The sequence below is a fragment of the Bacteroides sp. HF-162 genome (assembly GCF_015679285.1).
In the GTDB taxonomy this organism is placed as follows: Bacteria; Bacteroidota; Bacteroidia; order Bacteroidales; family Bacteroidaceae; genus Bacteroides; species Bacteroides uniformis.
In genome coordinates, this window is record NZ_CP064937.1 from 3,381,031 (window position 1) to 3,394,664 (window position 13,634).

Genomic DNA, 13,634 nt, shown 5'->3' on the forward strand with positions numbered 1-13,634 from the left:
AGTCCGTTACAAATCCTGCGCTGCCACACTTGCCACCACACTACCGTCGAAAAGATGTATCGTGCGGTGTGCAAACGAGGCGTCGTGCTGGCTGTGGGTCACCATAATAATCGTAGTACCCTCTTTATTCAGCTCTGTCAACAGATTCATCACCTCAGCTCCGTTCTTGGAGTCCAAGTTACCGGTAGGCTCATCGGCGAGTATCAGCTTGGGATTGGTTACGACCGCACGGGCTATCGCCACACGTTGCTGCTGACCGCCGGAAAGCTGTTGCGGGAAGTGTTTGGCACGGTGGCTGATGTTCATTCTTTTCAGTATATCCTCTACCATACGCTTACGTTCACCCGCCTTTACGCCAAGATACGTAAGGGGAAGTTCCACATTCTCGTAGACGTTCAGTTCGTCTATCAGGTTGAAGCTCTGGAACACGAATCCCAGTTTCCCCTTACGTACGCGTGTACGTTCCTTTTCTTTCAAGTCCGCCACTTCCTGGCCGAGTAGCTTGTAACTGCCCTCAGTAGGATTGTCCAGCAGTCCCAGAATATTCAGCAAGGTGGATTTGCCGCAACCGGACGGCCCCATAATGGCTACAAACTCTCCCTCCTTTACATCGAGGTTTACGTGATTCAATGCTACCGTCTCTACTTCCGAAGTACGGAATACTTTGCTGATGTTGTTAATCTCAATCATGATATTTAATGTTTTAATATTGTTTTATTCGCTCTTAATACTATTCACCGGATTCTCGTTCGCTATCCGCCAGGACTTCCAAAGTACGCAGGCTACGATAATCACCAAATTGACCATCACTACCAGTACGTATACTGCCCAACTGATGGGAATACGCTCCGCAAACTGTTCCATCCACATTCCGTTGACATACCATGCCAATACCGTACCGATGACAACTGCCGGAGCCGCCACCACAAGTATATCCCTCGACAGCATTTCCAAGATACCGGAAGCCTCTGCCCCGTTCACTTTACGGATGGCAATCTCCTTACTGCGGCGGCGCACCTCGTCGGTAGTATACCCAATCAGCCCCATCAGCATGATGAAGAACATGGTCACTGCCGCCATCAAAGTGGCATTGCGGAATACACGGACAGAATTATAGCTGTTCTCTATCCTTTTCTCATAACCGGTAAAGTCAATGGTCTGGTCATGGAAAGCCTCGGCTACATCGTGGTTCAACTTCTGCAGATTTTCGGTAAAGGGTTCTTTCAAACGAACATGTACCGTTCCATAAAAATTCTTGTTCCCACGGGCTATGAAAGGCATCTTCTCGGTTCTGAAACTCTCTATCTGGAAATCCTTCAACTGCCCTACGACCTTGAATGTATTCCCTTCGGTATATACCGTACGGCCCACGACGTCGTCTCCCCAACGCATCATCTCGGCAAAGGTCTCGTTCACCACGACTTCCTCTTTATCGCGCGCCATACGTCCCGTCTTCATAGTCATGCCCATCAAAGCAGGAAAGTCCTCGCGCATGAAATAAGAAGAACGGCAAGAGAAAAGTGCCTGCCCGCTCTCACTATGAATCATCGAACCGCTATATCCGCTAATGGGCGTACTGTTGGCGCTGGACACCGCTTCCACGTAGGGCAATCCCTTGAAGAACTGATAAGCCGCGTCACGCGTCGCTTCATTATACCAGTAGGCATTGCCTATGGCTATCTGCTTGGGATTATACCCCATATCCTTTTTCAGTACATACTGATATTGCGACATCACCACACACATCAATCCACTAATGAATGCCACGCCTGCAAACTGGACAAACAGCAACGGACGCTTCCACCCCTTTTTCCCCTCGGTATAGCGGCGGAACACCTGCGACACGGGAATACGCGCAAAGAGCCGGCCCGGCAACACGCCTCCCACTATAAACAGCAGAAGCACTACCGACAACGGTACCCAGATACGCTCCGGAGCCAACAAGGTGGAGAGCTTTACAACGACCGTGTCTTCCACAAAATCGCGGAAGTTGAGCATTATCAACGCCATCAGCAGCAATGCCGCCACAATGATGATACCCGTTTCCAGCAAAAACATGCTGAAAACCGTGCCACCGCTCGCACCGCTGCATTTATGTACGCCTACCGACTTGGCGCGGTAGCTCAAAGAAGAAATGGAAATCAACACATAGTTCAACGCCGCAATGAAAAGAATGGCAAAACCAAGAATGCTCATGATGACACGCATCCGCTGCACATCATCATAATTGCGGTATGTATCACGGATGGGCTGCACAAAAGCCGTGTAGCCGTACTCTTTCTTATCTTCTGCCGGGCGATATTTGTCTATCATGGCATCAATACGCGCATTGACAACAGATTTGTCGGCACCGGGACGAAAACGGATAAACTCTACCCAACTGTCTCCCCCGCTCCACGAGTAGTTATTCCAGTTGCGGCTCCACAAGGTAGGCATCGAGATAACCGCTTCCGGATTGATTGTGGCGTTCTCAGGCAAATTGGCATAGATTCCCTTCACCGTCAGGTCAAACTGATGGTCATAATTAAGCGTTTTCCCTATGGGATTCTCCTCACCGAACACTTTCCTTGCAAAGCGTTCACTCAAGAAAATAATATCCTTCTGCACCAAGTCCTTTTCGGGATTGCCGTTCTGGACGTCGATGCCCATAGTACGGAAGAACAGCGAATCGGCTGCAATCTTCCTGTCATCAAGACGCACGCTTCCATTGTAAAGAGGAGCAGATACCATAGACGTGCTCAAACTTACTGCCGACTCCACCTCTTTGGGGAAGTTCTCCAAAATGGCCCCTGCCACGGGACCGCAATTCCACTCCTGAGGCTCAAACTTCTCTCCTTTCACCGAGAATATCGACCATACCTGATACAAGTTATCATAATCCTTGAAGCAAGTGTCAAAACTCTGTTCATATGCCACGCGGGAGAAAAGCAGAATACTCATCGTCAATCCCAATCCCAAAGAAATGACCTTGATGATATTCGAACCACGTCCCCGCAGCAAAGTCTGAATTACATAATAGATTTGTTTCATTCCGTTTATCGTTTATTAGATATATTTTCTTGCTTTCTATATTGCAGAAAGCGTGCCAAAGAATGCACAAACCTGATTATCAGCATACATCTCATAATTAAAGAAGAAAAAAGTGTCTAATTTTTAGACACTCCCGTCTAAAAATTAGACAGAGGCCGAATCTCTGTTCAGCCTCATAGAACAAAAAAAAAGGAAATTAGAAAAGAATCCATAAGAATGAAAACTTTACCTTTGTACACCGTTTTCTATAGATAGAGTATAAACGTAATATGAAGCACCTGCACATGAAATTCCCCAAACTCTTATATCCTTCATTCCTATGCCTGCTCATGGCCGGCTGCGACATGATAGATTATCACCCTTACGATGTACACATCAGCGGTGAAACCGATGTCAATGCCCACAACATTGCCCAAATAGAGCAGAACTGCCAAAACAAGACAACAATCCGGTTCGTAACAATGGGTGACTCCCAGCGCTGGTATGACGAGACCGACGACTTTGTAAGCCACCTCAACAAGCGGGACGACATAGATTTCGTCATTCATGGCGGAGACGTCAGTGACTTCGGTGTAACAAACGAGTTCCTTTGGCAACGGGACATTATGAACAAACTCAAGATACCCTATGTGGTACTTCTCGGCAACCACGACTGCCTGGGCACGGGCGAAGAGACTTATCGCGTAATATTCGGAGACCCCAATTTCTCCTTCATTGCAGGACGGGTAAAGTTTGTCTGCCTGAATACCAACGCCATCGAATTTGACTACTCCCGCCCCATTCCCGACTTTGAATTTCTTGCCGCACAGATAAGCGACTGTGAAGAGGAATTCGATAAAACCGTTGTGTCCATGCACATACGCCCGTTCTGCAACGAGTTCAACAATAATGTGGCACACGTATTCCAGCGTTACATCAAGGAATTTCCCGGACTGCAGTTCTGTACATCCGCACACGAACACCATCGCTTTGAGAAAGACCTCTTTGAAGACGGGATAATGTATTACATGAGCGACTGCATGAAGAACCGCAATTACTATATATTCACCATAACCCCCGACGGATATGAACGCGAAGTGGCATATTATTAATCACCTGGCATGTGCCGTCGCCTTCTTGTCGGTATGCTCTTTTTCTGCTTTTTCACAAGAGAGAGATACCATCTTCATCATAGAACACGATACTGTATGGATGGACCCGCAACCGAATGCCGTCATTGAAAGCCGAACCAGGGAGAACCGTTATGACCGCCGCGTACACCGCTACCACAGGCATTGGGAGGCCTTGATTCCGACGCACACCAAAATTCAGTTTGCCGGCAATATGGGGTTGCTGTCATTCGGTACCGGATGGGATTACGGCAGAAGAAACCAATGGGAAACAGACGTATTCTTCGGAGTATTGCCCAAATATGACTCCAAACGTACCAAGCTGACATTCACCGTCAAGCAGAACTACCTTCCCTGGAGCCTGCAAATCAAGCAAAGCCGTTTTTCTGTAGAACCGCTGGCTTGCGGCATGTATCTGAACACGGTATTCGGCGATGAGTTCTGGGTCAATGAGCCGGAACGCTACCCTAAAGGATATTATGGTTTCTCCTCCAAGGTACGCATCCATGTATTCTTAGGACAGCGCATCACTTACGACATCGACCCGCAACGACGGTTCACGGCCAAGGAAATCACTTTCTTCTATGAAATAAGTACATGTGACCTATATGTAGTCAGCACTTTCACCAACAAATATCTGAAACCCAAGGATTATCTGAGCTTGTCGTTTGGCATCAAACTGCAACTGCTATAAGTTCTTTTTTCAGTACCGCCATGAACTCTTACTGAAGTTGCTGCCAACTAATTTCTGTTTTACTTAAATCTATTCGTCCCACAATCGTTATATTATCGTCCGACAGTTGTTGAATTATCGTCCGACAGCTGTCGGACGATTAATTCTTAGTAAGCAAAAATATAAAATAAAGCGGCATAAGGATTTGCTAAATGAGAAGGAGAATCTTAATACTTTGAAAACTGAGAGATTTACCGAATATAATGCAGATAAATCATTAACTTTGCCTGCAGAAAACAGAAATAGTTTATGGCAAAAAAAAATGGAAACATCCTGATTGTCGATGATAACCGAGGCGTACTTACCGCCTTGCAGCTTTTGTTGAAGCCATATTTTGAAGGGATAATCACACTTCCCTCTCCCGTAACCCTGCCCAGCGTATTGCGGGAAAAGTCATGGCAAGTGGTTCTTCTCGACATGAACTTCACCTCGGGCATCAATACCGGCAACGAGGGACTATACTGGCTCCATGAAATAAAGAAGCAATGTCCCACCCTGCCCGTAGTGCTGTTCACCGCTTATGCCGACATTGACCTTGCCGTACGGGGAATCAAGGAAGGAGCCACAGACTTCGTCGTGAAACCCTGGAACAACCAGAAACTGGTGGAAACCTTGCTGAATGCCGTATCGGCTTCTGAAACAAAATCTCCGGCCAACGGCCCAAATGCCAGGCGTACGGCAGAAAGCAGCCACCCGTTTGCGGATATCCGCAACATGTATTGGGGAAACAGCTCCGCCATGCAGCAACTTCGCCTCTTGGTGGAAAAAGTGGCCTCTACCGATGCCAATATTCTTATTACGGGCGAGAACGGCACCGGTAAAGAGATGCTGGCACGCGAAATCCACTCCCTTTCACCGCGCAACCGGCAGGACATGGTAAGTGTGGATATGGGTGCAGTCACCGAAAGCCTTTTCGAAAGCGAACTGTTCGGCCACGTGAAAGGCTCTTTCACCGATGCCAATGCCGACCGTGCCGGCAAGTTCGAAGCAGCCAGCCGCAGCACCCTCTTTCTCGATGAAATAGGCAATCTCCCCTACCATCTGCAAGCCAAACTGCTGACCGCCATCCAACGCCGCAGCATTGTCCGTGTAGGCAGCAACACTCCCATTCCCGTAGACATACGGCTGATTTGCGCTACAAACCGCAATCTGCCCGAGATGGTGGCAAAAGGCGAATTCCGCGAGGACCTACTATACCGCATCAACACGATACACCTCGAGATACCCTCGTTGCGCGAGCGGCCCGAAGACATCATCCCCCTTGCAGAACTTTTCATCGCCCGCTTCTGCAAGCAATATGACAAGCCCCCCGTCAAGCTGACGGACGGCGCCTGCGAGAAGCTTACGCTCCACCCCTGGTACGGCAATATCCGCGAACTGGAACATGCCATCGAAAAAGCCATTATCATCTGTGACAACGAAACCCTTCCTGCAGAACTGTTCCAGCTGGCACGGCGAACCGGCACTCCCGAAGCAACCGCATCCACGCTCGAAGAAATGGAAATGCAGATGATACGAAAGACGCTCGACAAATGTAGCGGAAATCTCTCTGCCGTCGCCGCACAGCTGGGTATCACCCGCCAGACGTTGTACAACAAAATGAAGAAGTATGGCCTTTAATTATTCATTCCGCGTTGCCGTCAGTCTGGCAGTAGCACTCCTTGCAGGGGTGATGTGGACTGTAGACGTATTTTGGGGCGCGTTCTGCACTGCGCTGCTTCCCATAGCCCTGTACTGGCAGCAAAGGCTATACCGCCATCATGTGCGGAAGGTGCTTTTCATGCTCGACGCCATCGAAAACAACGACAATGCCATCCACTTCTCCGAAACGGAAAACACTGCCGACGCACGACTCGTAAACCGTGCATTGAACCGGGTTGCCCATATACTTTATAATGTGAAAAGTGAAACAGCCCAGCAAGAAAAGTACTACGAACTCATTCTGGACTGCGTGAATACCGGTATCCTTGTCCTGAACGACAATGGTGCCGTATATCAGAAAAACAGCGAAGCCCTCCGTTTGCTGGGCCTCAATGTCTTTACCCACGTCAGCCAGCTGAACCGCGTAGACCCGCGTCTTTCGTCCCTTCTTGCCAATTGCCGCCCGGGAGACAAATTGCAAATGCCTTTCAACAACGAACGAGGCACTGTAAACATGTCTGTCCGCGTCAGCGACATTACAGTCCGTAAAGAGCATCTGCGTATCCTCGCCCTGAACGACATCAACAACGAGCTGGATGAAAAGGAAATAGATTCCTGGATTAGGCTTACCCGCGTACTGACGCACGAAATAATGAACGCTGTCACTCCCATAACCTCCCTGAGCGATACACTGCTGGGACTGACCGAAGCGCAAGTTTCCAAAGAAGAAATCAGAAACGGCCTGCAGACTATCAGCAGTACGGGCAAGGGCCTGCTCTCTTTTGTGGAATCATACCGGAAATTCACCCGTATTCCCACCCCCGAACCATCCTTGTTCTACGTAAAAAGTTTTATCGGACGGATGGTCGAACTCGCCCGTCACCAGCACCCCGATGTTCGGGTCACCTTTCATATGGACATCGCGCCAAGCGACCTTATTCTATATGCCGATGAGAACCTGGTATCACAAGTAGTCATCAACTTACTGAAAAATGCCATACAAGCCATCGAATCGGATAAAAATACAGATAAAGAAGGACATATCAACATACGTGCCTACTGCAATGAGGCGGAAGCCATACTGATAGAAATTTCCAACAACGGACCTGCCATTCCCAATGACATTGCCGAACACATATTTATCCCCTTCTTTACGACCAAAGAGGGTGGAAGCGGTATTGGATTGAGTATTTCCCGGCAAATAATGAGGCTTTCCGGTGGAAATTTATCCTTATTGCCCAGTAAAGAAACCACCTTTATTTTAAAGTTCAATTGAACTATTTTAGATTTGTATTTGTTAAACACAATGCATATCTTTGTACTATTAGACATAAGAAACATCACATTTCAAACTATATAGCATAGAATTTATGATATTTACAGCAGGAAACATACTACTTATAGGTTCTGTATTACTTTTTGTCAGCATCATTGTCGGCAAGACCGGCTACCGTTTCGGAGTGCCTGCGTTATTGCTTTTTCTTGTCGTCGGCATGCTGTTCGGCAGTGACGGATTGGGATTGCAGTTCCACAACGCCAAGGAAGCACAGTTCATCGGCATGGTTGCACTCAGCATCATTCTGTTCTCCGGTGGCATGGACACCAAGTTTACGGAGATAAAGCCCATATTGACTCACGGCATTGTTTTGTCAACTGCAGGAGTGCTGCTCACGGCCCTCTTTACCGGATTATTTATCTGGTGGCTGTCCGGCATGAGCTGGACCAACATCCACCTGCCGTTGATAACCTCCCTTTTGCTTGCATCCACTATGTCATCTACCGACTCAGCCTCTGTATTCGCCATTCTGCGTTCACAAAAAATGAACCTGAAGCATAATCTGCGCCCCATGCTGGAACTGGAAAGCGGTAGTAACGACCCGATGGCATATATGCTGACAATCGTGCTGATTCAATTCATCCAGTCCTCCGGAATGGGAGTTCCCCAGATATTAGGCTCTTTTGCCATACAGTTCATTGTCGGTGCCGCAACCGGTTATTTCCTCGGAAAGCTGGCTATCCTTATGCTGAACCGGCTGAATATAGACAACCAGGCACTCTATCCTATCCTGTTGCTGTCCTTTGTATTCTTCACCTTCTCCATCACCGACCTGCTGAAAGGTAACGGTTACCTGGCCGTGTATATCGCCGGAATGATGGTAGGTAATAACAAAATCATGCACCGGAAAGAGATTTATACTTTTATGGATGGACTGACCTGGCTTTTCCAAATCATCATGTTCCTCTGCCTCGGTCTGCTCGTCAACCCCCATGAGATGCTGGAAGTGGCAGTCGTGGCATTGCTCATCGGCGTCTTCATGATTGTTGTGGGACGTCCTCTCAGCGTTTTTCTCTGCCTGCTGCCTTTTGGCAAGAGAATCACCCTCAAGTCACGGCTATTCGTATCGTGGGTAGGATTACGTGGCGCAGTACCCATTATCTTTGCCACCTATCCCGTGGTGGCTAATGTGCCCGGTGCCCATGTCATCTTCAACATCGTATTTTTCATAACCATCGTCTCACTGATCATCCAGGGTACCACAGTCTCCTGGGTAGCCCGGCTGCTGGGCCTCTCCACCCCGCTGGAAAAGACCGGAAATGATTTCGGAGTTGAGCTGCCCGAAGAGATTGACTCCAACCTGCACGATATGACCATTACACAAGAAATGCTGGACCAGGCAGATACCCTGAAAGACATGAACCTGCCCAAAGGCACACTGGTGATGATTGTAAAACGTGGCGATGAGTACCTCATCCCGAACGGAACATTAAAACTGCATGTAGGCGACAAGCTGCTTCTTATTTCGGAAAATAGCAAGGAATAAGAATTACAGATAAGTTTCTATCCGTTTCAGGGCAAGAAAAAAACGGAAACTATTTGCTTTGCATCACTATAAGACCTATCTTTGCGCAGTTTTAACTAAAGTGTGCAGCAGCTGAATGGAACAAGAACAAGGGTTCATCGATTATATAGAACAAAGCATTATTAAAAACTGGGATCGCAACGCCCTGACAGACTACAAAGGAATTACACTACAATACAAAGATGTAGCACGGAAAATAGCCAAATTCCATATCGTATTGGAAAGCGCCGGCATCAGGCCCGGTGACAAGATTGCCGTTTGCGGACGTAACAGTGCACACTGGGCAGTCGCTTTTCTGGCGACGGTTACCTATGGAGCTGTCATCGTTCCCATTCTGCATGAGTTCAAAGCCGACAATATCCACAACATCGTCAACCATTCCGAAGCCAAGCTGCTGTTTGTCGGCGACCGGGCATGGGAAAACCTCAATGAAGAGGCAATGCCCCTGCTGATGGGTATCGTACTGCTGACGGACTTCACTCCGGTGGTTTGCCGCAACGAGCAGCTGATGGAGGCTTTCGAACATCGCAACGTCCTCTATGGCACACGTTTCCCCAAGAATTTCCGCCCCGAGCATATCAGTTACCGCAAGGAGGAATCCCCCGAAGAACTGGCTGTTATCAACTATACTTCGGGCACGACGGGATATTCCAAAGGGGTCATGCTTCCCTATCGCAGCCTTTGGTCCAATGTTGCATATTGCCATGAGATGCTTCCTGTACGTCCGGGCGACCATATTGTATCCATGTTGCCTCTGGGACATGTATTTGGTATGGTGTACGATTTTCTATACGGTTTTTCCGCAGGCGCCCATCTGTATTTCCTTACCCGTATGCCGTCTCCCAAGATTATTGCACAGTCATTCTCCGAAATCAGGCCACGGGTCATTTCGTGTGTACCGCTTATCGTAGAAAAGATTATCAAGAAGGATATCCTGCCCCGGATAGACAATAAAATAGGCAAGCTGTTATTGCGAATGCCCATTGTCAACGATAAAATCAAGGCTGACATGCGCAAAAAGGCAATGGAAGTATTCGGCAGTAATTTCGATGAAATAATCATCGGAGGAGCACCGTTCAATGCCGAAGTGGAACGCTTCTTGAAGCAGATAGGTTTCCCCTATACCATTGCATACGGAATGACGGAATGTGGCCCCATCATTTGTTCCAGCCGCTGGGAAACATTGAAACTGGCCTCTTGTGGCAAGGCAACTAGCCGCATGGAAGTAAAGATAGACTCTCCCGACCCTCAGAACGTGGCAGGAGAAATAATCTGTAAAGGTGCCAATCTGATGCTGGGCTATTACAAAAATGCCGAAGCGACTTCCCAAATCATCGATGTAAACGGCTGGCTGCACACCGGAGACCTTGCAACGATGGATGCCGAAGGATATGTCACTGTCCGCGGACGTAGCAAGAACATGTTGCTCACAGCCAGCGGCCAGAACATCTATCCCGAAGAGATTGAAAGCAAACTGAACAACATGCCCTATGTGTCCGAATCACTGATCGTATTGCAGAACGACAAGCTCGTGGCTCTTATCTATCCGGACTTTGACGATGCATTCGCCCACGGTATGAAACAATCGGACATCGAAAAGGTTATGGAGGACAATCGGAATGAATTGAATCTGCAATTACCGGCCTACAGCCAGATTACAAAAGTCAAAATACACTTCGAGGAGTTCGAGAAAACAGCAAAGAAGAGCATTAAAAGATTTATGTATCAGGAAGCAAAAGGGTAAGGGGAATGTATCAAAACCTTCTTTAACGCTTTATTTTAGGTGCGGATAACGCAGATTTTACGGATTCAGTTTATTGAATCTGCGTTATTCCGCGTAATCCGCGCCTAATATTATAACATTATAAAAGTCTTCATGTGCTTTTGACACATTCGCATCCTTTTTGTTAACAAAAATAGAAGCAAAGGGATAAACAGCTAATAAGTGTTATAAAACATACTTTTTTAGTTGGATAATTTGCAGATTTATCAGAAGTCCGTATCTTTGCAATGTGTTTTTCATAGTATTAGATTTAAGGTTAACAAAGGTTGGAGTACAGCGGTACTCCTTTTTTTATGCCCGTAAATCAGATATTCCCGGAAAGCCTCTTCAGTCCCTTCAATACAGATTTATCTTTCACCTCCATGATGCTGATGGCATAGCCACCACCGGAGGCAGCTTTCAGTTTCAAGACCGTTTTGGGAGAAACGATACCTTTACGGATAACATAAGCTTGCGGATTTGTTTTATAATCGGCATCTTTTGCATCGGCATAGACGGTTGCAATATACTGCTTGTCTGCATCCAGGAAGTCCAGTTTCAGAGTTGAAGCATGTCCGTGCTCACTGCTGGTGCAACCGATAAACCAGTCATTCGTACCTTTTGCCTTACGGGCAACAGTGATGTAACGTCCCGGCTCAGCTTCCAGATAGCGGCTGTCGTCCCAATCCACAGCCACATCTTTGATGAACTGGAAAGCGTCCATGAAACGCTCATAATTCTCAGGAAGGTCGGCAGCCATTTGTAGAGGGCTGTACATAGTGACATAAAGTGCCAGCTGACGCGTCAAGGTAGTATTGGCATGCGTATGGCTGTTCGGATTCAACTTATTGATGTCCATTTCAAAGATACCGGGCGTATAGTCCATCGGACCACCCTGCAAACGGGTAAACGGAAGTACCGTTGTGTGGAAGGGCTTGTTACCAGCAAAAGCCTCGTACTCCGTGCCTCGGGCAGATTCATTGCCTATCAGATTGGGATAGGTACGGCATAAACCGGTCGGACGTACCGCTTCATGGGCATTGACCATTATCTTGTGTTTGGCAGCTTCGGTCACGGCGTATAGGTAATGGTTGTTCATCCATTGTCCATAGTGATGCTCGCCACGGGGAATCATATTGCCTACGTAGCCACTCTTTACCGAATTATATCCATATTTATTCATCAGACGGTAGGCAGCTTCCATGTGCCGCTCATAGTTACGGACGGAAGCCGATGTTTCATGGTGCATCATCAGACGGACGCCCTTGGAATGGGCATATTCATTCAGATACTTGATGTCAAAATCGGGATAAGGAGTCACGAAATCGAAAACATAATCCTTGGAATTACCGAACCAGTCTTCCCAACCCGTATTCCAACCCTCCACCAATACCTGGTCAAAACCGTGTTCGGCAGCAAAGTCTATGTACTTCTTCACATTAGCCGTGTTGGCCGGATGAATGCCGTTCGGTTTCACCTTGGAATAGTCCGTATCATCCAGTTTCACAGAAGGGAGGTCAAAAGTATATGCCCAGGGCTTTCCCCCTGCAATCATTTCCCACCATACGCCGACATATTTCACCGGCTTAATCCAGGAGGTATCATCATACTTGCAAGGCTCATTCAGATTGAGAATCAAATTGGAGGCCAGTATCTCACGGGCATCATCACTGACCATGACCGTACGCCAGGGAGTATGGCAGGGAGACTGCATATACCCTTTATTTCCTTGGGCATCCGGGGTCAGCCAGGATTCAAAAACGAGGTTCTTGTCATCCAGGTTGAGATGCATGCAAGAGTAGTCTACCAAGGCTGCCTCGTGCAGGTTAAGGTATACTCCATCAGCTGTTTTAAGCTGTATGGAAGTCTGGACACCCGTCGGCGAAAAGACAGTTTGTGACGCATTGTCACTCACAGCTCCCTGCAGCAGTCCACGGATTTCAGAGAGTTTGGACTCCGTGTAATCATATTCCTGGGTATCATAATCTCCCGGAATCCACCAGGCAGTATGGTCGCCGGTCATGGCAAACCGGGAATGCTCTTCCTTTATCACAAAATAAACCAGATTCTTCTGTTGCGGAAACTCATAACGGAATCCCACGCCGTCATCATATACCCGAAAACGGATATTCATAAAACGAGTGGTAGACGGTTGTTCAAGTTCTACCAGCAATTCGTTGTAGTGGTTGCGGATATCTTTTGTCTCCCCCCACACCGGTTGCCAGGTTTCATCGAAAGTGGAAGTAGAAGTCCTTACTACTTTGAAACCATCCATCAGGCTGGTAGTTCCTTTCAGTTCCAATCCCAACGTACTGGGATTGATGACAGGAGCCCCTTTATAATCCACCTGATAGGCTGGTCTCCCGTCTTTTGTCAGTTCAAAATCCAGCTTCACCATGCCCGAAGGGGATGAAATGCCTTCAGCATTCCCCGCCAGGGCAGAAAAAAACAAAGCCGCGCTAAGTACAAATTTCTTCATAATAATGATATGTTTTTTG

General features: G+C 47.6%; 9 protein-coding genes. 6 read left to right on the forward strand and 3 right to left on the reverse strand.

The genetic code is table 11. The features are described 5' to 3' along the window. Window positions 1-6: 6 nt before the first annotated feature. Entirely contained in the window at window positions 7-690 is a 684-nt protein-coding gene (locus ITJ87_RS14200; RefSeq protein ID WP_005827694.1) for an ABC transporter ATP-binding protein, read from the reverse strand. A 24-nt stretch (window positions 691-714) separates the two neighbouring features. Further along, window positions 715-3,030: an FtsX-like permease family protein gene (locus ITJ87_RS14205; protein WP_117974612.1), complete on the reverse strand. Its 2,316-nt coding sequence runs from the start codon at window positions 3,028-3,030 to the stop codon at window positions 715-717. A 284-nt stretch (window positions 3,031-3,314) separates the two neighbouring features. Between ITJ87_RS14205 and ITJ87_RS14210 the strand changes: the two genes are divergently transcribed. The 6 genes from ITJ87_RS14210 to ITJ87_RS14235 all read left to right on the forward strand — a co-directional run bounded on the left by ITJ87_RS14210 (window position 3,315) and on the right by ITJ87_RS14235 (window position 11,118). Beyond that, a complete protein-coding gene (locus tag ITJ87_RS14210) occupies window positions 3,315-4,121 on the forward strand; it encodes a metallophosphoesterase (protein ID WP_117964616.1) in 807 nt (268 codons plus the stop codon). Further along, a complete protein-coding gene (locus ITJ87_RS14215) occupies window positions 4,096-4,833 on the forward strand; it encodes a hypothetical protein (RefSeq protein ID WP_117964545.1) in 738 nt (245 codons plus the stop codon). The genes ITJ87_RS14210 and ITJ87_RS14215 overlap by 26 nt, the downstream gene beginning before the upstream one ends. Before the next feature lie 288 nt (window positions 4,834-5,121). Continuing rightward, a complete protein-coding gene (locus tag ITJ87_RS14220; protein ID WP_117964544.1) occupies window positions 5,122-6,492 on the forward strand; it encodes a sigma-54 dependent transcriptional regulator in 1,371 nt (456 codons plus the stop codon). Next, window positions 6,482-7,789: a PAS domain-containing sensor histidine kinase gene (locus ITJ87_RS14225; protein WP_117964543.1), complete on the forward strand. Its 1,308-nt coding sequence runs from the start codon at window positions 6,482-6,484 to the stop codon at window positions 7,787-7,789. The genes ITJ87_RS14220 and ITJ87_RS14225 overlap by 11 nt, the downstream gene beginning before the upstream one ends. A gap of 94 nt (window positions 7,790-7,883) precedes the next feature. Next, window positions 7,884-9,335 carry a potassium/proton antiporter gene (locus ITJ87_RS14230; RefSeq protein ID WP_117964542.1) on the forward strand — a complete coding sequence of 484 codons (1,452 nt, stop codon included), beginning with the start codon at window positions 7,884-7,886 and terminating at the stop codon, window positions 9,333-9,335. A gap of 115 nt (window positions 9,336-9,450) precedes the next feature. Continuing rightward, window positions 9,451-11,118 carry a long-chain fatty acid--CoA ligase gene (locus ITJ87_RS14235; RefSeq protein ID WP_117964541.1) on the forward strand — a complete coding sequence of 556 codons (1,668 nt, stop codon included), beginning with the start codon at window positions 9,451-9,453 and terminating at the stop codon, window positions 11,116-11,118. Window positions 11,119-11,461: 343 nt separating this feature from the next. Here the strand turns inward: ITJ87_RS14235 and ITJ87_RS14240 are convergent, their stop codons facing one another. Next, on the reverse strand, window positions 11,462-13,615 hold the full coding sequence (locus ITJ87_RS14240; RefSeq protein ID WP_117964540.1) for a glycoside hydrolase family 97 protein: 2,154 nt from the start codon (window positions 13,613-13,615) through the stop codon (window positions 11,462-11,464). Between the last annotated feature and the right edge of the window lie 19 nt (window positions 13,616-13,634).

What these genes read in the sequence shown, in the direction of transcription:
- ITJ87_RS14210 (WP_117964616.1), top strand. Translation starts at nt 3,315, where the DNA reads ATGAAATTCCCCAAACTCTTATATCCTTCATTCCTATGCCTGCTCATG.
- ITJ87_RS14200 (WP_005827694.1), bottom strand. Translation starts at nt 690, where the DNA reads ATGATTGAGATTAACAACATCAGCAAAGTATTCCGTACTTCGGAAGTA.
- ITJ87_RS14220 (WP_117964544.1), top strand. Translation starts at nt 5,122, where the DNA reads ATGGCAAAAAAAAATGGAAACATCCTGATTGTCGATGATAACCGAGGC.
- ITJ87_RS14230 (WP_117964542.1), top strand. Translation starts at nt 7,884, where the DNA reads ATGATATTTACAGCAGGAAACATACTACTTATAGGTTCTGTATTACTT.
- ITJ87_RS14205 (WP_117974612.1), bottom strand. Translation starts at nt 3,030, where the DNA reads ATGAAACAAATCTATTATGTAATTCAGACTTTGCTGCGGGGACGTGGT.
- ITJ87_RS14235 (WP_117964541.1), top strand. Translation starts at nt 9,451, where the DNA reads ATGGAACAAGAACAAGGGTTCATCGATTATATAGAACAAAGCATTATT.
- ITJ87_RS14225 (WP_117964543.1), top strand. Translation starts at nt 6,482, where the DNA reads ATGGCCTTTAATTATTCATTCCGCGTTGCCGTCAGTCTGGCAGTAGCA.
- ITJ87_RS14215 (WP_117964545.1), top strand. Translation starts at nt 4,096, where the DNA reads ATGAACGCGAAGTGGCATATTATTAATCACCTGGCATGTGCCGTCGCC.
- ITJ87_RS14240 (WP_117964540.1), bottom strand. Translation starts at nt 13,615, where the DNA reads ATGAAGAAATTTGTACTTAGCGCGGCTTTGTTTTTTTCTGCCCTGGCG.